The sequence below is a fragment of the Shewanella sp. MMG014 genome (assembly GCF_018100775.1).
GTDB classification, from domain to species: Bacteria; Pseudomonadota; Gammaproteobacteria; order Enterobacterales; family Shewanellaceae; genus Shewanella; species Shewanella japonica.
This window is the reverse complement of record NZ_JAGJDZ010000002.1, coordinates 65,487-88,234: the sequence shown is the minus strand read 5'-3', so window position 1 is coordinate 88,234 and position 22,748 is coordinate 65,487. Positions and strand designations below refer to the sequence as shown.

Annotated in this window: 18 protein-coding genes and 1 pseudogene; 11 read left to right on the top strand and 8 right to left on the bottom strand. The window is 39.5% G+C overall.

Annotated features, from left to right (window positions below):
- Nucleotides 1-101: 101 nt before the first annotated feature.
- Nucleotides 102-1,859 (top strand): acyl-CoA dehydrogenase family protein, encoded by a 1,758-nt coding sequence (locus J8L86_RS03375; protein WP_211028703.1) that lies wholly within the window; start codon nt 102-104, stop codon nt 1,857-1,859.
- Between the two features lie 119 nt (nt 1,860-1,978).
- Here J8L86_RS03375 and dacB read toward each other — a convergent pair whose 3' ends face one another.
- On the bottom strand, nt 1,979-3,421 hold the full coding sequence (gene dacB, locus J8L86_RS03370) for a D-alanyl-D-alanine carboxypeptidase/D-alanyl-D-alanine-endopeptidase (RefSeq protein ID WP_211028702.1): 1,443 nt from the start codon (nt 3,419-3,421) through the stop codon (nt 1,979-1,981).
- A 468-nt stretch (nt 3,422-3,889) separates the two neighbouring features.
- On the opposite strand from dacB, the gene pssA reads away from it, so the two are divergent.
- The 5 genes and pseudogenes from pssA (at nt 3,890) to J8L86_RS21085 (ending at nt 8,901) form a co-directional block, all read left to right on the top strand.
- Nucleotides 3,890-5,203: a CDP-diacylglycerol--serine O-phosphatidyltransferase gene (pssA, locus tag J8L86_RS03365; RefSeq protein WP_211028700.1), complete on the top strand. Its 1,314-nt coding sequence runs from the start codon at nt 3,890-3,892 to the stop codon at nt 5,201-5,203.
- Nucleotides 5,204-5,374: 171 nt separating this feature from the next.
- The gene (locus tag J8L86_RS03360) at nt 5,375-6,190 is read left to right on the top strand and encodes a DTW domain-containing protein (RefSeq protein ID WP_211028698.1); all 816 of its coding nucleotides are present in this window, start codon (nt 5,375-5,377) and stop codon (nt 6,188-6,190) included.
- Between the two features lie 68 nt (nt 6,191-6,258).
- The gene (locus tag J8L86_RS03355) at nt 6,259-6,582 is read left to right on the top strand and encodes a hypothetical protein (RefSeq protein ID WP_055024559.1); all 324 of its coding nucleotides are present in this window, start codon (nt 6,259-6,261) and stop codon (nt 6,580-6,582) included.
- Between the two features lie 51 nt (nt 6,583-6,633).
- A complete protein-coding gene (locus tag J8L86_RS03350) occupies nt 6,634-8,604 on the top strand; it encodes a RecQ family ATP-dependent DNA helicase (protein ID WP_211029149.1) in 1,971 nt (656 codons plus the stop codon).
- Nucleotides 8,605-8,621: 17 nt separating this feature from the next.
- Nucleotides 8,622-8,901 (top strand): annotated as a pseudogene (locus tag J8L86_RS21085) (hypothetical protein).
- A 92-nt stretch (nt 8,902-8,993) separates the two neighbouring features.
- Here J8L86_RS21085 and eco read toward each other — a convergent pair.
- Nucleotides 8,994-9,560 (bottom strand): serine protease inhibitor ecotin, encoded by a 567-nt coding sequence (gene eco, locus J8L86_RS03345; protein ID WP_082972162.1) that lies wholly within the window; start codon nt 9,558-9,560, stop codon nt 8,994-8,996.
- Between the two features lie 350 nt (nt 9,561-9,910).
- Here eco and J8L86_RS03340 point away from each other — a divergent pair, with 350 nt between their 5' ends.
- Nucleotides 9,911-10,885, top strand: a complete 975-nt coding sequence (locus J8L86_RS03340; RefSeq protein ID WP_065108433.1) for a GGDEF domain-containing protein — start codon at nt 9,911-9,913, stop codon at nt 10,883-10,885.
- Between the two features lie 176 nt (nt 10,886-11,061).
- Here the strand turns inward: J8L86_RS03340 and J8L86_RS03335 are convergent, their stop codons facing one another.
- Together J8L86_RS03335 and J8L86_RS03330 are read right to left on the bottom strand one after the other, a co-directional pair.
- A complete protein-coding gene (locus J8L86_RS03335; RefSeq protein WP_065108046.1) occupies nt 11,062-13,770 on the bottom strand; it encodes a bifunctional acetate--CoA ligase family protein/GNAT family N-acetyltransferase in 2,709 nt (902 codons plus the stop codon).
- A 60-nt stretch (nt 13,771-13,830) separates the two neighbouring features.
- On the bottom strand, nt 13,831-14,637 hold the full coding sequence (locus tag J8L86_RS03330) for a LysR family transcriptional regulator (RefSeq protein WP_211028697.1): 807 nt from the start codon (nt 14,635-14,637) through the stop codon (nt 13,831-13,833).
- A gap of 167 nt (nt 14,638-14,804) precedes the next feature.
- Here J8L86_RS03330 and J8L86_RS03325 point away from each other — a divergent pair, with 167 nt between their 5' ends.
- Both J8L86_RS03325 and J8L86_RS03320 read left to right on the top strand, forming a co-directional pair.
- A complete protein-coding gene (locus tag J8L86_RS03325) occupies nt 14,805-15,287 on the top strand; it encodes a magnesium transporter (protein WP_211028695.1) in 483 nt (160 codons plus the stop codon).
- The gene (locus J8L86_RS03320) at nt 15,288-16,361 is read left to right on the top strand and encodes an efflux RND transporter periplasmic adaptor subunit (RefSeq protein ID WP_065108049.1); all 1,074 of its coding nucleotides are present in this window, start codon (nt 15,288-15,290) and stop codon (nt 16,359-16,361) included.
- 124 nt (nt 16,362-16,485) lie between these two features.
- Here the strand turns inward: J8L86_RS03320 and J8L86_RS03315 are convergent, their stop codons facing one another.
- The 3 genes from J8L86_RS03315 to J8L86_RS03305 form a co-directional block, all read right to left on the bottom strand.
- Nucleotides 16,486-17,067, bottom strand: coding sequence for a YgjV family protein (locus J8L86_RS03315; RefSeq protein WP_348772639.1), 582 nt, complete (start codon nt 17,065-17,067; stop codon nt 16,486-16,488).
- A gap of 284 nt (nt 17,068-17,351) precedes the next feature.
- Complete coding sequence (locus J8L86_RS03310) at nt 17,352-18,608, bottom strand: Y-family DNA polymerase (protein WP_065108051.1); 1,257 nt, start codon at nt 18,606-18,608, stop codon at nt 17,352-17,354.
- A gap of 3 nt (nt 18,609-18,611) precedes the next feature.
- On the bottom strand, nt 18,612-19,019 hold the full coding sequence (locus J8L86_RS03305) for a S24 family peptidase (RefSeq protein WP_065108052.1): 408 nt from the start codon (nt 19,017-19,019) through the stop codon (nt 18,612-18,614).
- Between the two features lie 432 nt (nt 19,020-19,451).
- Between J8L86_RS03305 and J8L86_RS03300 the strand changes: the two genes are divergently transcribed.
- Complete coding sequence (locus tag J8L86_RS03300; protein WP_055024549.1) at nt 19,452-19,871, top strand: hypothetical protein; 420 nt, start codon at nt 19,452-19,454, stop codon at nt 19,869-19,871.
- 126 nt (nt 19,872-19,997) lie between these two features.
- Here J8L86_RS03300 and J8L86_RS03295 read toward each other — a convergent pair whose 3' ends face one another.
- The gene (locus J8L86_RS03295) at nt 19,998-20,318 is read right to left on the bottom strand and encodes a glutaredoxin family protein (RefSeq protein ID WP_055024548.1); all 321 of its coding nucleotides are present in this window, start codon (nt 20,316-20,318) and stop codon (nt 19,998-20,000) included.
- A gap of 352 nt (nt 20,319-20,670) precedes the next feature.
- Between J8L86_RS03295 and J8L86_RS03290 the strand changes: the two genes are divergently transcribed.
- On the top strand, nt 20,671-22,665 hold the full coding sequence (locus tag J8L86_RS03290; RefSeq protein ID WP_211028693.1) for a TonB-dependent copper receptor: 1,995 nt from the start codon (nt 20,671-20,673) through the stop codon (nt 22,663-22,665).
- The last annotated feature ends 83 nt before the right edge of the window (nt 22,666-22,748 follow it).

Below are 22,748 nucleotides of genomic sequence, written 5' to 3'. Positions count from 1 at the left end.
TATTCATTATTTATGCTTTTTACTACAGATACAGCTTGTGTTTCATAGTCCTTTTGTATAAATTGAAACAACTGTTTTAATTATCTGTTTAAGAGTGTGATATGAATCCTTACCAAGCTCCTTTGAAAGACATGCAATTCTTATTAGAAAACGTCTTTGATGCCAATACCACATGGCAAAACATGCCAGCTATGGCTGAAATGGTCGATATGGACACCGCAGTCGCTATTCTAGATGAAGCTAGCAAGATTAGCCGTGACTTGATTCAACCTATTAACAGAAATGGTGACGAGCAAGAAGTAAGGCACGAAGGTAGCAAGGTTATTACGCCAGATGGATTTAAAGAAGCTTATCAACAATTTTCTGATGGTGGCTGGGTTGGCTTATGTGGCGAGCCAGACTTTGGCGGTATGGGAATGCCAAAAATGTTAGGCGTTTTAGTTGATGAAATGAACTACAGCGCATGTAACTCTTTCACTTTATACAGCTCACTGACTGCTGGTGCTGCTTTATGTATCAATGCCCATGCTACAGAAGAATTAAAAGAGAAATATTTACCAAATCTATATTCAGGCCAATGGTCTGGTGCCATGGACATGACAGAGCCGCAAGCAGGTTCAGATCTTCGTAATATTCGTACTAAAGCTGAACCACAAGAAGATGGCAGTTACTTAATTTCTGGTAGTAAAATTTTCATTACTGGCGGCGATCATGATTTAACTGAAAACGTTATTCATTTAGTGCTTGCTAAACTGCCGAACTCTAAAGGTATTTCGTTATTTTTAGTTCCAAAGATTTCAGTCAACGATGATGGGACTTTGGGCGAGCCTAACGGCGTATCTGTTGGCTCAATTGAACACAAAATGGGGCTTAAAGCGTCAGCGACTTGTGTTATGAATTATGATAATGCACAAGGCTACTTAGTTGGTAGAGTCGACCGTGGTTTAGTGTGTATGTTCACTATGATGAACTATGAGCGTCTAGCGATAGGTATTCAAGGCTTAGGCAGTGCTCAGGGGGCGTATCAAATGGCTGCTGATTATGCCAAAGAACGTGTTCAAGGTGTTGCTGCTGGTGGTTCACCTACAGGCGCTGCAGCTGACCCCATTATCGTTCACGGTGATGTCCGTAGAATGTTACTGACTATTAAATCAATCACAGATGCGGGTAGAGCACTTTCAGTATTCACTGGCAAGCAATTAGATTTAGCTAAACATGGCGAAGGTGATGTTCAAACAAAGGCTGCAAAATACGTTGGACTACTCACGCCAGTATCTAAAGCATTTCTAACTGATCGTGGTTTAGATGCAACAATTATGGCTCAGCAAGTATTTGGCGGTCACGGTTATATTCGCGAAACAGGCATTGAGCAATTTGTACGTGACACACGGATCGCACAAATTTATGAAGGGACTAATGGTATTCAAGCCATTGATTTCTTAGGCCGCAAAGTGACAGGTGATAACCTAGCAACATTGAGTCAATTTGTAGCAGAAATTACTGCTGAGCTAAATGAGTTACAGCACGTTTCAGCTGAAGAAAAATCTGCTATTAGCACTCGATTTGATAACCTACTTAGCATTGCGAGTCACATCAATGATAATAAGCTAACTCAGCCTGCATTAATCAATGCAAGCGCTGTAGATTTCTTAGATGCCTTTGGCTACATACTTTATGGTTACTATTCATTACTGCTAGCTGACAAAGCGGTAGGGCATGACGATGCAAACTTTACCGAACAAAAAAGCTACGTCGCTAAGTTTTATATGGAAAAAGTATTACCTAAAGCTGACTTCCATCTAGCGCAGGTATCTCGAGGCGATAGCGCTATTATGGATATGCCAGCAGAGTTATTTTAGGGAACAATCTCGTCGACTAAAACCGTTTGGCTTGTATGCGAGTAAAAAAGAAAATTAAAAGCACTTTGAGTTATTCAAAGTGCTTTTTTATGTCGTTTTAAAAGGTTAAATCTTTATTGTTAATTTGGTAAGTCATTTAAGGTTTGCAGAAAAAGGGCACTAAATGGCGCCAGGCGAGCTTTTTTTGCCTTAGCACTTAGGCCATTTTCGATGATGACAAAAGCATATTGTTTACCATTACTCGCAGTGATATAACCCGCTAAATTCTCAACCCCCATCATAGTCCCTGTTTTAGCTTGAACCACATTTTTAAGCGGTGGCTGATTATAATAAGCTTTGTGTTTTAAAGTGCCAGAGCGACCTGATACAGGTAATAACTGCTCAATATACTGAGTGTCTTTATCTTGTTTAATGAACTGCAATAAGGACATCATTTGTTGTGCGGTCAATAAGTTATAGCGAGATAAACCCGAGCCGTCAGTTATATTGGCTTCAATGAACGGGAGACCAAGCTCTAGCATGATACTTTCAATCGCTTTTGCGCCTAGAGTAAAGCTATCACTGCGAGCAGATTGAGTAATATCATCATGGTGATTAACTTTATGCTTTTGTTGATGGAAATAGCTTAGGCCAATTTGTTTTAATAAACTATCAGCGATTAAATTATCTGATTTTTGCAACATGATTTTAAGTAAATCAGGTAGAGGCTTTGAATAATGGGTTGCGATTACTGTTTGTGTAGTCGGGGCATTTTCGGCCGTTTTAACCTCAGTAAACTGGATGCCTTTTTGGGTTAATAAATCACTGATGACCTGTTGGCTATATAATTTAGGGTCATTGACTGCGATAGCGAGTCTGATTGGTTTCTTTCCTGGATAACAGCCCTCGATTTTATAATGGTTGCCGTCAAAGCGTTGCATGTGTAATTCACAAAAATGCATTTGCGCATCTTTGACCGGAATTGTTGGATCAAACTCTGCTGTCGTTTTGATGTTTATAGGGTAAATTGATTTTACTTTAACAGTTGAACGTTCTTCAGTTGGGCTTAATGTCGCTTTGGCACAGTTTCTATCAATAATAAAATTTGATACTGGCGCCGCATAACAAATACCTAAATCGTCCCACGCCCAACCAGGTGCTCTGGTTTGATTAGATGCATGAGCAATCAAGATTACATCACCTGAAATCTGGCTGATTTTTAATTCAGTGAGTTGGTTGATTAACGTCGTTAAGTGGGCGCGCTTTAAGGTTGGATCACCTTGAAAGTGCAGATACAGATTCCCATTTAATGTGCCATCATTGATAGCGCCGTCATAGGTTAGGCTTGTTTCATATTGAAAAGTTTTGCCTAACTGCTTACTTGCAGCAACGGCAGTGATTACCTTTTGAATGCTGGCAGGTAACATTAATGTTTGATCATTAATGCGATACACGGTTTTACCATTAGATACATCCCAAATATTCACGGCAATTTGAGATTGCGCAGGACTAATGATTTTCATCATGTTATCGATGTACTCATTAGCTTTGACTGGTAAACTCAAGCCAAGTAAGAGTATCATTGGCGTTGGCTTGAAGGAGGTTAGCCAAGATTTTTTTATAAAAGACATAAGCAGCTAAGGAAGGTTGTGTTATCGATAAAATACGCCATTTAGCTTAGGTTTACACCTAATGAATCTATAATCAGTTAAAATTTCGATTTTTTAACCTTTGATGCCTGTAAATACTTGCGTTATTTCGTGAGAAATTCGTTAGGTTTTATTCTTAATTGTATTAATTGCCTCTCATAAACTAACCAAACAGTTGTTTGAATGCAGAAAAACCTTGCCCCGCAGCCTATTAGTAGGTAATTTCTATTTCCAAATATTTTGTTAATTAGTTTTTACGACGCGTTATATTTACAAACAGAATGAGTACCACATCAAAACGTTTAGTACTTCTTCAAAGAAATACTTTCTGTAATAGGTATTCGTAAAATTGCGCGTACGTTTGCTCAATGACGTCATTGAGGAACATTTAAGGAGGTTGCCTTGCTGGATAAGCTAGGTGGTATCGCATTACAAGCGGATTCATTAAAATGGTTGCTAGAACCGCTTCAGTTTAAAACTGAGTTATTATCACGTATTGCGACGGCAAAGAATGCCATTTATATCGCAGCCCTCTATCTTGAAGATGATGAGGCTGGCCGTGAAGTTTTAACTGCGTTACTTGCTGCCAAAGCAGCAAACCCTGATTTAGACATTGTCGTGTTAGTTGATTATCACCGCGCTCGCCGTGGACTTATTGGTCATAAAGGTGATAGTGGCAATTATATTATGTACCGAAAAGCTATGTTAGAGGCAGAGGTACCGTTTGATATCCTTGGGGTACCTGTAAAATCTCGCGAATTTATGGGGGTTCTGCACCTTAAAGGTTTTATTATCGATGATGCCGTAATTTTTAGTGGCGCCAGTATCAATAATATTTACTTCCAACAGTTTGAAAAATATCGTTTCGATCGCTATCACTTAATTGAGTCTGCTGAGTTAGCTCAAAGCATGCGTCAATACATTCATCAGTTCTTAGTCAGCGATCCCGCTGTATGTTCATTAACTCAAGATAAAGACGTTGAGCAATGTCCTGAGAAAAATGATGTTCGTACTTTTAAAGTGCGTTTAGGTCGTTCTAAATATGAATTTGAAAGCACACGTATTGGTAACCGGGTTACACCGCTAGTTGGCTTGGGCCGAAAAAAGAATAAGTTAAATGAGGTAGTAGTAAAGCTTGTTGACGAATCACAAGAGTCACTATTCATTTGTACGCCTTACTTTAATCCGCCGAATGCATTGGTTAGGGCACTTACTCGTCATTTAAGAAATGGCAAAAGTATTGATATTGTTGTCGGTGATAAAACGGCAAATGACTTTTATATTCCGCCAGAAAAAGAATTTTCAACCATTGGTGCGCTTCCGTATATGTATGAGCAATCATTACGAAAGTTTGTTAAACGCCAACAGTGGGCAGTTGAAAGTGGCCAACTACGCATCCACCTTTGGAAAAATGGTATTAATAGTTACCATTTAAAAGGGATCAGCGCTGATGGTAAAAAGCATCTGATTACTGGTTCAAATTTAAACCCAAGAGCTTGGGCGTTAGATTTAGAAAACGGTCTGTTGTTGCATGATGAATCTGGCGCTTGGAAAGAAAAGTTTGAGCAAGAACAAGACTATATTCTGACGCATACTGAAAAGCTGTTTCATTATAGCCAAATTGAAACGTTACAGAAGTATCCTGTTCCTGTGAAAAAAATTATGACTAGAATCAAGCGGCTTAAAGCGGATTTCTTGCTTCGCAGAATACTTTAGTTCTAAGTTTATAATTCATCACCTTCGGGTGATGAATTATTTTAACAGCATTAATCGCGTGTTATAATCTGAATTAAGCCATAATGGCTATGTGATTGCTGTCCGTTATTCATTTCCAAATACTAGCTGACATCATCATGATGCTATAGTCATTTTCAAAGAGAGCCTTGCATGTTGGCGTTACCTAAAGAGCAGCAACATGCTGTTCATCGTCTTTATCAATATCGTAAATCCATTTCAACTAAACCTTTTGCAGCAAGAGGCAAAAAGTTAGTCCGTTGCCCATGGTGTTTATTAGGCGAACTTTTTTGCACTTGCTTGCATAGAGAGTATCTTAAAACGTCTGCTAACTTCATGTTGATAATGTACGATGATGAAGTACTAAAACCTACCAATAGTGGCAGGCTAATAGCTGATCTTGTCCCTAATACCAGTGCTTTTCTGTGGTCTCGTACTGAGCCGAGTAAGCAGATGGTCGATATGATAAATGATCCTAAATATCAACCTATGTTGATATTTCCAGAACAGTATGCCCAAGAGGGTCAGCCAGTGATTGAACATATTAATCAACTGAACTGCTCGACTGAGAATCCCCATATCATCCCGCAGGCTAAGCATGGTTCATCTGCTCCAAAGATACCTTTATTGATTTTATTGGATGGTAGCTGGCGCCAAGCAATTAAAATGTTCAAAAAAAGCCCGTACCTTCATAAACTGCCTTTGTTATCCTTCACACCGGAAACGTTAGCCACTTATGAGTTAAGAAAAGGCAGCCATGATTTTCAATTATCTACTGCAGAAGTAGCTGCATTAGCATTTCACGCAATTGATGAACCATTACAAGGCTTGGCATTAACAGCATGGTTTGATTTATTCGTTGAATCATCATTGCTTGGGCGTAATCGTCGACTTAAAGAAGATATCGTTCCAATTCAGCACTATATTGATAACTTTAAACAGGCTATGATTAACGCCAATCAGCTATAAATTTATGATTGTTATTTTTCATAAATGTTATAAGAATTCTTGTCTACGCATAGGATGCGACGCTTAACATGTTTGATAATAAATTAATCGTGCTGTATCGCCTTGAGCCAGGATGCTTAGGGCCAGATGGAATAGAGCACATCGACACGTTCTGCCAACTAGCACAACAAACATTAGCGAATTTAGATACAGAAACATGCCAATGGTTTCTTGAACCGCGATTTGATAAAAAGCGCGATGAGATGGCTTATTGTTTAGCCAATAAGATGTTAACTCGTGCACAAGCCGCAAAGTATCTTCATCGTTTCGGACAAGATTTAGAGCTTGTACAGGAAACGTTTGAAGATAAATTAACGTTATTAATCAACCAGTATATTGCTCGAAAATCATAACAGTTTGACTGTTCTTCTTCTTCATTTCCATAAGGTATTCAAATGAATCCTATGCATGACTCAACTCAAGTTTTACAAGCCGCTGATAGTGAATTTCTACATCAGCAACTTAAACAACAATTTGGGTTTGATGGATTTCGTGAAGGACAACAAGCTGTTATTGAACATATCCTTTTAGGACGTTCCTCTTTAGCTATTTTCCCTACTGGCTCTGGTAAATCTTTGTGTTATCAATTTAGTGCCTTACAGCTAGCTAACGTTACTTTGGTTATCTCACCTTTATTAGCATTAATGAAAGATCAAATTGCTTTCCTCAAGGATAAAGGGATCAATGCCGCCAGTATTGATTCGAGTCAGAGTTACGATCAAAGTCAGCAAGTGATGCGAGACGTTCGAAGTGGCCATACTAAAATTTTAATGGTATCAGTTGAACGATTCAAAAATGAACGTTTTAGACAATTTCTCGCTTCTATTCAGATTTCTTTATTAGTGGTTGATGAGGCGCACTGTATTTCTGAGTGGGGTCATAACTTTCGACCTGACTACTTAAAAATACCGGTTTACTGCCAATCCTTTGCTATCCCTCAGGTATTGTTACTTACCGCTACGGCAACGGCTAAAGTCAAACAGGATATTGCTAAACACTTTGCTATTTCAGCGGAGCAAATTGTACAGACGGGGTTTTATCGACCCAATCTTGATATCAGTGTTAAGGCAACATTAGAACAAGATAAAAACATTGAATTATTGAATGCCATTCACCATCATCAAGGTGCTGGGATTATTTATGTGACGTTGCAAAAAACGGCAGAAGATGTGGCGCTGTATCTACGCTCACAGGGAGTTAATTGTACTGCATACCATGCAGGGTTAGATGCTGAAACCCGCCATCGGATCCAACAGCAATTTATGACAGGTCAAATCCCGATTATTGTCGCGACAATTGCATTTGGTATGGGAATAGACAAAAGCGATATTCGATTTGTCATTCACTACGATTTGCCAAAGTCTATTGAAAATTACAGCCAAGAGATTGGACGAGCAGGGCGAGATGGCCAGCTGTCTCATTGTGTCACTTTAGCTAACAAAGATGGTTTGAATACCATCGAGAATTTTGTTTATGGCGACACGCCTGAAGCTAGTGCAATACAAAAGCTTATCCAACATATTAGCCAAGAAACTGATAATGGTCAGTGGGAAATGCAAGAGTCTGCTATTTCAACCAGTACCAATATAAAGCTTTTACCGTTAAAGACCTTGCTTGTACAACTTGAGTTGGCGAATGTGTTAAAACCTAGCTTTGCTTACTTTGCTGAATTTAAATATCAATTTGTTCAAGATAAAGCGGCTGTCTTAGCGCAGTTTGATGAATCAAGACAAGCATTTTTAACTCAAATTTTTGCCCATACTCACTTTAAAAAAATATGGGGCCAGTTAAATTTTGACTCTCTTTATCAAGAGTTTGGTGCTGAAAGACAACGAGTTGTTGCTGCATTAGATTATTTGGCTGACAAGCAGATGATTCTTCTTGAAACTAAAAAAATTACCCAAGTTTTTGAAGTTAACAGCAGTAGGCTAGTTCAAGCAGATCTTGTTGCTCAACTCTCTCAATATTTTCAAAGCAATGAAGTAAAAGAAATCTCACGTCTTAATCAGTTGTTAAATTTTTTCGAATCAAAGACGTGTATCACAGCTCGTTTGAACCATTATTTTGATGATAATAGAGCCCCGCAGCAGTGTGGACATTGTAGCGTTTGTCGTGGTGAAGTTGCGATTTTGCCGCAAAAAAGTCATATAGCGTTAAATCAGTTAGCGAACGTTGAGCAGTATCTATCTGAATTTGTGTTGCATATGAACGCAAAAGGGCACTCAAGTATCTCTACTGCTGTAAAAGCTAAATTTCTTGCTGGTATGACATTGCCAATATTCGCTCGTATACGAGTGAAACAATTACCAGGATTTGGCTATTGTGGCGAGTATCGTTATCAAGAAATCATTCAGCTTATTGAAGAGCGTCGTTAATCTTAAAAGAAGCCAATATGAAGAATAAAGCCGTTGATGGTTTGCTCAAAAAACATGAAAAATTAAACCACCTTGAGGGGGGTAAAAGTTGTTTCGCACACCCAACGCGATAAAGACGAATGGGTATTACATACTTTAATGATCGACGGTTATGACGTGGCTTTCACTTTTAAGCGACCTAAAAAATATAAGTCGCTAAAAGATCAATTCGTTAGTTTAACGTATTATAAAGAAGAAAAGATGCTTGCAGGCTTTTCGATTGAAGTGATGCAAGTTGTTCGTGTCAAACGATTTTAACAACATAGCATCGTAGCCTGTCATACAGCTCCTGACTTAAAACATATATGACGCTAAGCTTATATAAATTAAAGTAACCATCACAGAGTCGATTATTGCCCTGCAAATTGATAAGTGTCTTTAACTTGCCAAACTCGATAACGTAGTTCAGCACCTTCAGGTAAATAGAATACCTTTGGCAGTCTGCTGTCATAATCAATCATCAAACTTTTGCCCATAGTGACGAATTTCATGGTTTTAGGATCTGGGCACATCATCATAGTTGTTGGACCGTCAGTGAGTTGCTCAACGCTATAATATTGATAACCCCAACCTTGTAAGCTAATTTTGTCTAATTTGCCTGATAAATGATGGCGATTACAATCCACCAGCTTATTTTGACCGATTTGTATCTCAATTTTATAGTCTGCTTCATTCTCAAGCGTGTCTAAAGACAGTATGTGTTGTACTTGATTCGCTGAAGGTTTAGGAAACATTTTTGCGGCGTCAACCACTTGGTAATTGTCCTGACTATATTTATAGGTGGTTATCATTTGTGGTTTCTCAAATTGATTTGGTACTGGACTTGTTGCAGCTGCCGAGAAAGTCATGGCTGTTAATAAACTGAGTGCAGAAAGTTTAGTTAGACTTTTTAATGTAGTATTCAGAATATTTTTCATATGGATTCTCACCTCTAAAATGCTAATGTAATACGATAGATTGATTCGATTGTTATTGATATAAACGGATGCTTTTTGAAAAAGGGTTTTATTTTTTCAATTTTTTTTCAATAACGTTTCACTCTCTGCTTTTTATAATGTTATGGTTGAATAAATAGTCTTAATTTTCAATATCTTTTATGTTGGATTAGGCTGTTAAGTATGATATTAATTTTATTAATATGCAGCATATAGCGTCAAAATAAAGCGCACTTGCTAGGATGTCGGTTCACATTTAAGTATGTAAGACACTAATGACATAGGATGTTAAATTGAATACTAACCTTGAAAACTCAGCGCAAATTTTACGCATGGCTGTTCCACAAATGTCAGCGCTAAATATTCCTGTTACGCCTGAAAACTATGCTATTTGGTATCAATATTATGCTGAAACCAACCTCAGTTTAAAACGTGCTATTGACGGTTTATTGGCTAACGAAGTTGAGTTTACTGCGTCAGTGAATCAAGGTCTTTACAATAATTTTATTCAAGAGCAATCTCCAGAGGTGATTGAGAATGTTCAGATAGAAACTCAAATCTTAATTAACAGCTTGCTGAATAAAATGGGCCAAATCTCAACTGGCACAGATGACTTTTCTACTCACTTATCTGAGTTTAGTCATGAATTACAGTCTGAACCTACGCCACAATTACTCAATACATTAGTGAATAACATCAGTGCTGAAGTCGAAAAGGTCGTTAGCTTAAATCATTCAATGAAAGCAGACTTAGCAACCTTAGGTGATGAATTAACTCAATTAAAAATGGACATGGATAATTTAAGCAAAGTGGCGATGACAGATGAGTTAACCTCATTAAATAACCGCCGAGCTTATGAAATATTTTCAACTGAGCAAGTGAGCTTATTTACTCAAAGCCAAATTCCATGTTGTTTGTTAATGGTAGATATTGACCACTTTAAGACTTTTAATGATACGCACGGACACTTAGTTGGTGACAAGGTATTGGCTTTTGTTGGCTTTGCTTTAAAGCAATCCGTTAAAGGAAATGATTTTGTTGCTCGTTACGGCGGGGAAGAGTTCGTGGTTATGCTTCCTAACACTGAATTTAAAGATGCGATGACAGTAGCAGAGAGTATCCGTGAACGTATTGCTATGAGGCAGCTCACCATAGGAAAAGAAAACAAACAGCAGTTAGGCCATATTACCGTGTCTATTGGTCTTGCTAATATTCAACCTGGTGATGACTCAGAAACGTTATTAAAACGTGCAGATGACATGCTTTATCAAGCTAAGTCATCAGGAAGGAATTGTGTAAAAGGTTAACTGTATGCAGGCGTTTAAGCTTGGATTCTTTTAGCACGCTTTCGGCAGTTTCTAAGCGATTATTTTGCTATCACTAGCGATCTCTTGCGATCAACTAGTGATAGCCGGTCTTTACTTGGTGCTAAACAGACAAGAGCAAAGCATTAACTGGTTCATCGCCCAGGTTTTATTGTCTTCTATGTTTTATCATTTTCAGGCTTAAGTGCCATATGCATTTTTATTAAATGCTCCTCCATATCAAAAGACACGGTAAAGCCTAGGTTTTTCGCTAAATTCGCCATACTGCGATTTTCAAACATTGTAAAACCAGCAAGGACTGGGGTATCTGAATCCTTGTAATAATTCACAAGTTTTTCAAGTAATAATCTGCCAAGACCAATACCTTGATAGTCGCCTCTGACGGCCATAGCAAACTCTGCTTCTGTATTATCAGGATCTGTTGATGCTCTAACAGCCCCCAAGGTTATTGATTCTCCATTTTCATCCATTGCGGTTGCAATAAAGGCCATTTCTCGAGCGTAATCGATTTGAGTTAGCACTGCCATTTCTTCATGGGTCATACGTGAGCGCACCCCAAAGTAACGTTTATAGCGGTCTTCGTCACTTAATGAGTTATCAAAGGCTAAATGCTTTGGTTCATCCTCGGGTAATATTGGTCTTAGCATGACCTCTTGACCATTTTTTAGTATCGCGGTTTGTTCAAGCTCTTTAGGGTAAGGCATGATGGCTAAACGTGTTTTTGGATCAATATCCATACTATTTAGCTTCATGTTTACATCAAGTAAGGTAATGGTTTCACCTGCCGCTAATACAGGGTTCAAATCCAGTGAAGCGATTTCTGGGCAATCAATGATTAAATGTGAAATTTGCGTAAGCATGACACATAGTGCATGCATATCTAGACCGAGTGGAAGATGCCGATCGCGCAGTTTATTGGATTTTAACGCCTGAATAACCATATAACGAGCGAGTGTCATATTTAAAGGTGGTAGGGCAACTGCGGCATCACGGGTGGGATCCCACTCAGAGCCTCCTTCACCTAAACAAATAGCAGGGCCAAAAACAGGGTCATTAATCACTGACACTCTGACTTCTTGTGCGCCTGCTGTCAGTGCCATTTTCTGCACTATCATGCCATCAATTTTGGCATCAGGATTGATTTCTTTAACACGGCTAACAATAGACTGCGCTGCTTGACGGACCTCATCATCGTTAGTTAGGTTTAGCATGACACCATGAACATCTGACTTATACATGAGATCCGGTGATTGTACTTTCAATGCCACTGGATAACCCACGTCATTGGCTAATTTGACGGCTGATTCAGCATTGTCAGCAAAACAGGTTTTAATGGTGTTAAGCCCATAAGCTTTTAAAATATCGCGTGTTTCATGGGTTTCTAATATGAATCTTTGTTCTTGCTGCGCCTTTTGCAGTAATCCACGAGCCACATTAACATTTGCAGGAATATTATCAGGAATAGATTGAGGTACCTCTTGGAGTAATCGTTGGTTACGACGATACTCAACCATATGCATAAAGGCTTTCACTGCGCCTTCAGGTGTTCGATAAGTTGGAATTCCCGCTTTATTAAAGATCTTTCTTGCCACATAGGCAGAGTCTTCACCACTCCAGTTAGTTAAGATGTTTAATTTATTGCGGTTTGTATGATTGCTGATTGTTGTTACTAAACTTTGTGCGATTTCATCGCTTTCTTCTAATGCAGACGGCGAATGTAGTACTAAAATAGCATCCATTTCTTGACTATCCATCAAGACTTCTAACACCTGAGTGTACCGCTTGCTATTGGCATCGCCAACAATATCTATGGGGTTTTGGCCTGACCATGTTGTGGGTAATAATGTGTTCAGCTTATCGACTGTTTCAGGCGATAGCTTGGCAAGCTTGCCACCTTTAATAATTAACTCATCTGCAGCAAGGACTGCAGGGCCTCCGCCATTACTGATGATCGCAACACGCTCACCTTTAAGCGGGGTTGAATGAGCTAAACTTTCAACTGCGGCAAATAATTCAATTAAGTCATTAACTCTTAACATACCCGCACGTCTAAACGCGGCTTCATATACAGCATCATTGCCTCCCATGCCTCCAGTATGAAGCATGGCTGCTTTTATGCCTTCTTGGCTGCGTCCTGACTTAATCACAAATATTGGTTTATTACGTGCAGCGGCTCGCGCCGCGGAAAGAAAGTGTCTTTTTTCACTGATAGAGTCGATATAGAGCATGATGGCACTGGTACGGCTATCTCGTCCTAAATAATCGAGTAATTCGTCAAAATCAATATCTGTCGCATCACCAAGGGAGATAAATGATGAAAAGCCAATATCTTTATTGTTGGCCCAATCCAGTACAGTGGTACATATTGCAGCGGACTGAGAGACAAAGGCTATTTTACCTTTTTTAGCACCACTGTGGGCTAAACTTGCATTTAACCCTATTGTAGGGATGATCATACCTAGGCTATTGGAGCCTAATATGCGCATGCCAAACCGTTTCGCATTTTGTAATGTGACTGAAAGTAAACTTTCGCCATTTTCATCATATTCATCAGCCATGCCAGAAGCCATGATGATGACGACTTTACAGCCGAATTGGGCTAAGGTTTCAACGATATTAGGTACTCTGCTTGCCCTAGTACAGATAATGGCAAGATCAGGTTTTATCGGTAAGGATTCAATATTAGGGTAAGCCAAAACGCCCATAACAGCGTCATATTTTGGGGTGACAGGCATTATCGGTCCAGAAAAACCGCTTCCGAGTAAGTTTTTCATTAATACTCGACCAGCACGTTTTTCGGTATTGGAGGCACCTATGACAGCGATTGATTTAGGCTTAAACAAGGTGTGAATACTTCGTTGACTCATATTGCCTCACTATCGAATTTATTGACTAACGTAACCCTAAAGCTGAATGGCGATTAGGCGTTAAATTTTGTTTTTATTATTTACCGCTTCTAATATCACTTTTTGACAAAGTTCAGACAGCCAGACAATTTTTGCTTCATGTCTTCTTGCTGCACTGGTAATGATAGCTAAGTCAACGGCCAAATTCTTATGTGCACCGTTCGATTCTAAATTAAATTGATACGAGTAATTATTTTTCAATAATTCCTGCTGAACCATATAGTTATCTACAATTATAGTAGGGTTTCGTTTCTCATCAAAGGCACGATATAGCTCTACATATTCGTTTAAGTCATCGACGATTAACTTAACGAACTCACCCTCTAAATTTCCACCTAATGATCCATAACCTGAAGCTATTTTTTTCTGATATAGCTGCTGGGGGCGATCTTTCAGTGTTTGTATACCAATATCGATTGAGCCTTCAATCAAACCATCATTACTGGTTTTACGCCATTGCCTTAATTCAATTACTGCGTTGGTTTCACGGCGAATGGTTTCGATTAACGCTTTACCCATCATCACCGCTAATGGCTCTCCGATATGGACTGTGATGTATTGCAGGTTTTTGGGATCAAAATATTCAGGCTCTAAAGCAATATTGATTTGTTCTATTGAGCTTTGAATCTTAGGCGCAATTTTATCGGCGTAACTGGTGGGCTGCAGACCGTTTGCTGTTCGGATAAACAAAGGGTCGTTTAGTTCTTCACGTAATTGTGCAAGTACTTTTGAAACAAACGACTGTGATCGTCCAAGTAGTTTGGCAGCACGTTGGGTTGAACCTGATTTATACAGGGTAATAAACACATTAAGTGCATTAAGATCCATAATATACCGATAAATAAGAACATCTTAATTTCATATTACATCATTAAAACATCAAACACAGTAGTGGCATTCGCTAATTTGTACATATGGAATATGCCTTATTCCAAATTTACATATAGAGGTTGTTAATATTCCATTTAGTTATCTTATTACCCCTTGGAGAATACATGTCAGAACAGCACGAACTTGCCACCATTCCAGAAGAAAAACCAAGCATAGCGCTTGTTATTGCTAAAAAAAGTATGTGGTTCATTATCGCCGTAGCAACAATCGGTTTGTTGAGTTATCTGTTTTCATTATTAACAGCTATTCATGGGAAATCATTACCCGAAAGTTACTTTGTTAATGGCTATCCATCCATTTTAGCGCTTCTGGATTCTGAGTTATTTATGGGGTTTGTGTTTGTCGTGACCGTCTCGATCATTTGCTACACATTACTTTTATTTTGGCGATTGCATGAAGTTGCAGTACACAAGGCTGAAGCCATGTCGAGTGCACACACGCAAATTGTATTTGCTTTGTCACTGTGTGGATTATTCATCGATAAAGCCTGGTGGGTTCTTGCCATAATCATTGCATTTGGTCGTTGGGATGTACTTGCCAATAGACTTTCAAGCATTATCAGCAACGGCATTAAAGGAGATAAGTAAATGAAAGAGATTATGCTCCCTTATGTATTAATCATTTGGTTACTGGTTAAACTTGGTGTTATACAGTGGAATCTAGCGAATGCTGTTCGCTCAGTTGGTTTAGGGTTCTTTATTGCCTTCATTCTATTTACGGCTCATCGTTTTTGGTCCCCAGCAGACTTAACTGACAGCTCAACGGTTAAAGCTCCTCATGCAGTGCTTAGTCCTTTGTTTGGTCAAGAAATCGAAGAGATTTTTGTTACTCATAACCAAATGGTTAAAAAAGGCGATTTGATTTACAAATTGGTGTCAGTCGACAGTGAAAAAGAAATCAGATCGTTAAAAGCGCAAAAAGCTGCTGAGCTTGCTAAGAAAGAAGCACTTAAACTGCGTATGGAAGCGCTAGAAGTGACGCTTAACAATGACAAACGCAACTTTGTTCGTGTCACAGACTTACGTGATTATGCCAGTGAAATGACACGAGATGACTTAGAAGCAAAAATACAATCTACGGAAGCTGAAATCGCATCAGTGGTTGCTGAGCTTGAAACTCATCGTGCGCAGTTACGCTCGTTTGATGCACAGATTGGTTCTGCTCAGTGGAATGATGAACGTCGTGAAATTAGAGCTCAATTTGACGGTCAACTTTCTATTACGAATGTGGCAGTAGGCAGTCGTATTGGTAACATGCACCTTTATGATACCTCTAAGAAGTTTTTAGAAATGCGAATTGCAGATCAATCGTATCGTTATATTAAGCCTGGCCAATTTGCCGAGTTTTACGTTGATGCTTTTCCTGGTGAGATATTTCGAGGTCGAGTGCACAGTGTGACTTCAGGTACAGGTGAGTCGATGATCAGCCCATTAGCAGGAACTCAGCAAGTCAGGCAACATGTTGGTAATAACGCTGGAAGTCATGGGCGTACAGTGGTTATTGAATTTGAAGAGCCAGAAGGCTATTCAATCCCGATTGGCGCGACAGGTTCAGGCTGGATATCGGCAGAAAAGCCAGCGAGTTTCTTAGGCTTCATGGATATTATTGGCGCTGCAACAGTCAGACTTAAAGCCCTTAAAGCTTACCTAAGCGCTTTGTAATAAGAAGTAATAGATAATTGCGGAAATATAAAAGGGAGCTTTGGCTCCCTTTTTTATGTGTTTTATGTGTATCACTTAGCGTGCTTACAATAAGATTCCCTAGAGCGTTAAAACAAATAACACCTTATTGACTTAACGCTTGATTTGAGGAAATGGTGTCATTATTAGTCGCCAATTTAATTTGCTTGTATTGCTGAAACACACTTTGAGCTAGAATTGTTATTGTCATCACTTGATATAAAATTCCAGACCATGACATCAAATATATTGAAAGCATTAAGTTCAATGCATTACTCACTAGCATAGCGGCGCGAAGTGCCATTCCTTTACAATAAAATAGACTTATACTCATTACCACTGCGGCAAAAACGGCGCACCATTCACTCCAATGTTCTGCCCACATTACTCCCTGTAAAATCGCTGCAGTAGCGAAGGTGACACTCATCATTAATGGCACGAATTCCGATTTCTTTGTATGGCCGAGTTGCTGGCAACAACGGAATCGAACCACATTTACAAGTTGATTCGCCATTCCAAGAAAGCTGCCTAGTAAACCTAAATGAATGGCTGTAAGAATGGATGCGAGCATATTGCTATGAATAAATTTGCAATCTTGTTTTTGGCTATTTGCCCACCAGCCGATAGCCATTGAAATGAAGCCTAGTAATTGCACAAAGAACAGTTGATTAAACGCAAACTCAGACACGCAGATGATACTCACTAAAAAATCGAAGGGCGTATTGTCTATATTTTCAGCAGTATTAATTTGATCTGAACGAGGTTTTCAGCTTTAGCCTCAATATTCAGCCTAAAAATAGTTGTTTTCTGATTTAGTGTGCTTCAAAGGTGTAAGGTTTGTTTTTGATGGGTAATGGCTTTGTTTGTTATTTGTTGCGCCTGCCGGGTTTGTGGTCGCTGTATATTATCCCGTTTTAATAACTACTCACGTTACTTCTTAATTGTTTTTCAACATTTCATTTAAACACTCACTTAACGACAACTGACCTTTGGGATATCTTGCCAACAGGTTGTGTATTGTGGGGTCAGTAGTTCTCTGCGCATATGCCATTTTCCAGTAATCCCTTGGGCGGCAACAAATATTGAGTCAGTGCCATAGCGCTGGTTAAGCTTATCGCAAACCTGCATGAGTGTCGGATCTTTGGCTGGAGTAAATAAATCTCCCTGTAAATGCTGTACCGGAGAAAGGTCAATAAGACCAATGCCAATTTTATAATACCGTGTATTTGGATTAAATAACTGACTCCCTATGGCTGTTGCATAACTAATGAGTTCGCATGTGTCATTGGTCGGAAATGCACAACGATAATGGTATTTAAAACCGGAAGGTTGCTCATCGTATGGAGAGTTTTTGGCAAAAATAAGGAGACTACTGGCTGCTGAACCTTGCAGCCTTGCTTTGGCGGCAGCGATGGCTGCATGTTTACTCAGGGCTTGCAGCAAAGATTCTCTATCAGTGATCCGCTGGCCAACACTGCGGGTGGAAAAAATTTGCTGCTTATCAGCTCTTGCGCTATCCCATCCTTTACATTGCTCGCCATTGAGCTCTCGCACCGTACGTTCTATTTCAATACTAAAATTTTTACGGGCGATTCCAGGCTGTAAGTTCGCTAATGCTAAAGCAGTATGAATCCCCATTGCCTGGAGTTTCTTACCTATTCTTGAGCCGATCCCCCAGACATCGGTGGCTTTCATGTTTGCTAGAATAGCGCGGCGCTCTTCATCGGACTCGATGCAGCAAACACCGTCATACCCAGCAAGCTTTTTGGCTGCGTGGTTGGCTACTTTAGCGAGTGTTAAGGTTTCGCCAATGCCAACACAAACCGCTAAACGCGTTTCTTTCCATACCGCTCTGCGAATAAGAGAGGCGTGATGGCTTAAACATGGAATTGCTGGGTAACTACGCTTAAAAGAGAGAAAAGATTCATCAATACTGTATATGTGCTGTTCGGGGGCGAAGCGACCAATGACATCCATCATGTTATGAGACAAAGAGGCATAAAGCTCATAATTAGAAGAAAGTGCAATAATCCCTAGTTTTTCACATTGATGTTTAACTTCAAAGTAAGGGCCAAATTTACCAATGCCTAATGCTTTAGCTTGACGGTTGGCCGCGACAATACAGCCGTCATTATTGGATAGGACAACAATAGGGCGTCCACGCCATTCAGGCCTAAACACTTGCTCTGCGCTGCAATAAAAAGAGTTGGCATCGACTAAGGCATACATGGGTTAACGACCCGACAATATTGGACTTTGACGATGACAACGTATTGAACGGATCACCACACCTTCAACAGTAAAGCTGTCATGTTCTTGAATCAGTACACTATGGTGATTGTCATTCGCTGATAACAATAATCGCCGCTGAGTATCAATTAATTTGCAGACGAAGCAGCCATTATAATTCGCCACAATAACATCGTGATTTTCCACAGTAACATGACGATCGACTATCAAAATGTCTTTATCAAAAATCCCTATCTTTTCCATTGAGTCGCCGCTGGCTTGACCAATAAATGTTGCGCTTGGGTGTTCAATCAGTAGCTCATCTAAACTGAGTGGTAGCTGTCGATATTCAGCAGCTGGGGACTCAAAACCTGTAATGCCAGCACTGGCAAAAATAGGGATCACATTCATAAATCTCACATCACAAAAAATAACTGTATATTTATACAGTATTATAGTGCTCCCCGTAAAATTGGCAATAATTTATCTAGTTTTGGCGGCTTTTTGAACGAAGCGTGCGTTTTGTGAACGGACTTTAGCTATGAGCGACAGAGGTCATATTGATAAGTGAGTAATAGGTATAGCGACTTGATAAATAAACAGGTCAAGTTGTAGAAAATACTGCCAGCTTGAGAAGTTAACTTTCTGTTCAGCTTAGGTTTAGCAAAATTCATTACTATAACAGTCAGATAATGATTATTTACTGTCGCTTAATAATATGAAATATGTGCCTTCTAGTTGTTCTTTGTCTCAATGAGGCGCGAAATGGTAACTAATGAGTTAGTGAGATGGATAAGATAGTGTCAATTAACCGGGCACATAATTGATTAAATCGGAGTGAGTATGAAAAAGTTAAAAACGATTACTGCATTTATTGCATTCAGTTTATTTTCAGTGGCTGCTAATGCCAGTTTTTCAACTCAGCAATCTGTGGTCATTCAAATAGACCAATCTATTGCCAATATCGATAGCGCTGTAAGCTGCTCAATAATTTACTCGCATACACCGTTAGCGTCAGAAGCAGACTTTTATAAAGGCATGGTTTACGAGAACTATTCTAACCTAGTTGAGCAATTAGTATTAACAGGTCAGACAGAACAACAAGCAAGGCAAATTGCGATGGAAAAGGTTGTGAGCCAAGCTACGCATATGGAAACCTTAATAAAAGAGCAAAAAGCCGATGGCAACAAGGCGCAATTCACTCAGTTATTAAAAACCACAGCAGTGCAAAACCAGTGTGTTCACTATGCTAGTAATAACTAGTTAATGGTTTTTCATCAATATCGGTAGCAATGACCATACGAATAAAAATATACCCGGTCACCACAATTGGTGACCGGGTATATTTATTTAGCAATGCCCTTATTTAACAAGGTGCTAAGTAAATTGTTAATGCAGTGAAGAGACTATTTTATCCTGATTAAAGCCCCTGATAAGCGTGCCATTAACTTGCAATAAAGGGATCCCTTGGCCGTTTAATGCTTGATAACGTTCATTAGCAGCGAAAGATTTCTCAATATCAAACTCTTGATAAGCAATGCCATTATCGTCAAAAAAGATACGTGCCTTTTGGCAGTACTTGCACCAAGCTGTTGCATACATAATAACTTCATTACTGGCGGCATAGGTGGCACGGATAGGCTCGACCGGTGATTGATTCCAGTGTTGGTAAGCGGCGTAAAGGACCAACAACACAAATAGCTTTTTCAATGAATACCTTCCATGGGCTCAATGGGCTTAAAAAATAATCGTAATTATATAAATATCGGGATGAAAATTAAACCGCTATTTCAACATGACTAAATAAGCGATTACGAATAAATAAAGTGGGGATAAGACTGTATTTATCTAGTGAATGTAAGCAATTAAATCATGCCAGATTCATATCTCTTTTAAGGATATTTTTTGCGGCAACGATATCAAATAAAAGCACTTTAAAATCAGTAGTGTGATTCGCATCAAATTAGCCTGTGACAGATTGTCGCACTGTCTACGCTTCTGATTGAGCAAAGCGAATTAATCTGCGAAAACGTTCATAGATAAATAATAAATGGACGTTGTAATGAAATTTAATACTTCAATTTTAGCTGCGCTGATTGCGGCATCTTTAACGCCAAACTTGGCAATAGCAGATCATACTACAAAGACCTGTGATGGTGAACAATGCGATGATTATATCGTTGTCACGGGTGAATTAATGAAAGAGCCATCTAAGGTTACTACCGATCCCAAAAAACCTCGCTTACCTTTACCTGCATACGATGGCGCAGGTTTCTTGAAAACGATACCAGGCTTTAGCATTAGTCGTAAGGGCGGCGCTGGTGGCGACCCTTCTTTGCGAGGAATGGGGGGATCACGGGTCAGTATTGTTGATGACGGCCAACATGTTTACGGTACCTGCGGTGGCCGTATGGATCCTCCAACCGCATATATTTATCCTGAAGCCTATGACGCCATTACTGTCATTAAAGGACCGCAAACGGTTAAATATGGTCCAGTGGGCTCAGCCGGAACCGTTTTATTTGAAAAAGAGCGCCATAGCTTTGTAGAAAAAGACATGGAAGGCCGATTGAGTATGACAGGCGGCAGCTTTGGCCGAAAAGACTATTTGGTTGAAATGAAAGCTGGCACTGAGACGCATTATATTGACTTTGATATGAATAAATCCAAAAGCGATCACTATGAAGATGGCGATGGAAACACAATACAATCAAGTTATGATCGCAGTAATGTCAATGTGGCGCTTGGATGGACACCAGATGAAGATACCGTTGTTGAATTGGCCTATGGCAGTTCAAGTGGTGAAGCTGAATATGCAGACAGAGCAAATAAAGCACGCCAAATTGACAATGAAAACCTAACACTTTTGGCGAAACGAGACATTAACTCATCATGGTTAAACAACGTCGAATTTCAATTTTATTCCAATGAAAACGATCACATCATGGATCAATTTGATCAAGGAGTAAATGCTGGTACCAATGTGCGCCGTGAGACTACAGGAGGGCATCTTTGGTTGGATCTAGCGTTGAGTGATAAGTGGGAAACCCAAATCGGTATCGATTATATGGACAGTGCACATGAAGGCAGAAGCATAGACAAAGAGTTGGATAATGGCCTTGATGATCTATTGGCTAAGCCTTTTAACAAAAACATGAGCTATGAGAATATCGGCGTGTTTGTTGAAGCCAATTACCATATCAGTTATGCGACAAGCCAAGGAAAAATTTTAACAGGGTTAAGATTGGATCAATGGGATACCGAGTTACACGTGGGACAAAAAGGTCAGCGAGAGGATGATCTTGTCAGTGGTTTTATTCGTTACGAGCACATGTCTGGTCACAGTCAGTACTATGCAGGTGTTGGACGCGCTGAGCGCATTCCTGATTACTGGGAGTTTATGAAAGCTGATGATAGCAATATGGCCATTAAGGCATTTGATTTAGAACCTGAAAAAACAACCCAGCTTGATGTCGGTTGGATATATCAAAATGATTATGAAATCTCGACGGCATTTTATTATGGCAAGGTCGACGATTATATTTTAATTGATTCAAATGGGGCTAAAACATCTGCCTACAATGTTGATGCGACCATTTGGGGTGGTGAACTTGGTGTAATGTACCCCTTTAATGAACAATGGTCTGCACAAACGACGGTTAGCTACAGCCATGGCGACAATGACACCGCTGATACACCTCTTGGACAAATCTCGCCATTAGAAGGGCGTATATCAGTTAACTATGAATCGAATAATTGGACTGCTGGACTATTTTGGCGTCTTGTTGCAGCGCAAGATAGAGTTGCAGTAGGACAAGGTAATATATCGGGCCAAGATTTGGGTGAAAGTAGTGGCTTTGGCACCTTGTCGGTAAATGGATCGTGGAAGCATGATGACCTATTAGTCAGCTTTGGTGTTGAGAACCTGTTTGATCTAACCTACGCAGAACATATTAGTCGCTCAGGTGCAGGCAATGATATTCCTGGCAGTGAACCATTGTTTCAAGTTAATGAACCAGGTCGGACAGCTTGGATTAAAGTGGATTACACTTTTTAAACGAAAGTCGCCTTAACCAAAGATAAAAAAGGTTCAGCATAAGCTGAACCTTTTTGTTAGTACATCTATTATTGAGTCATTGT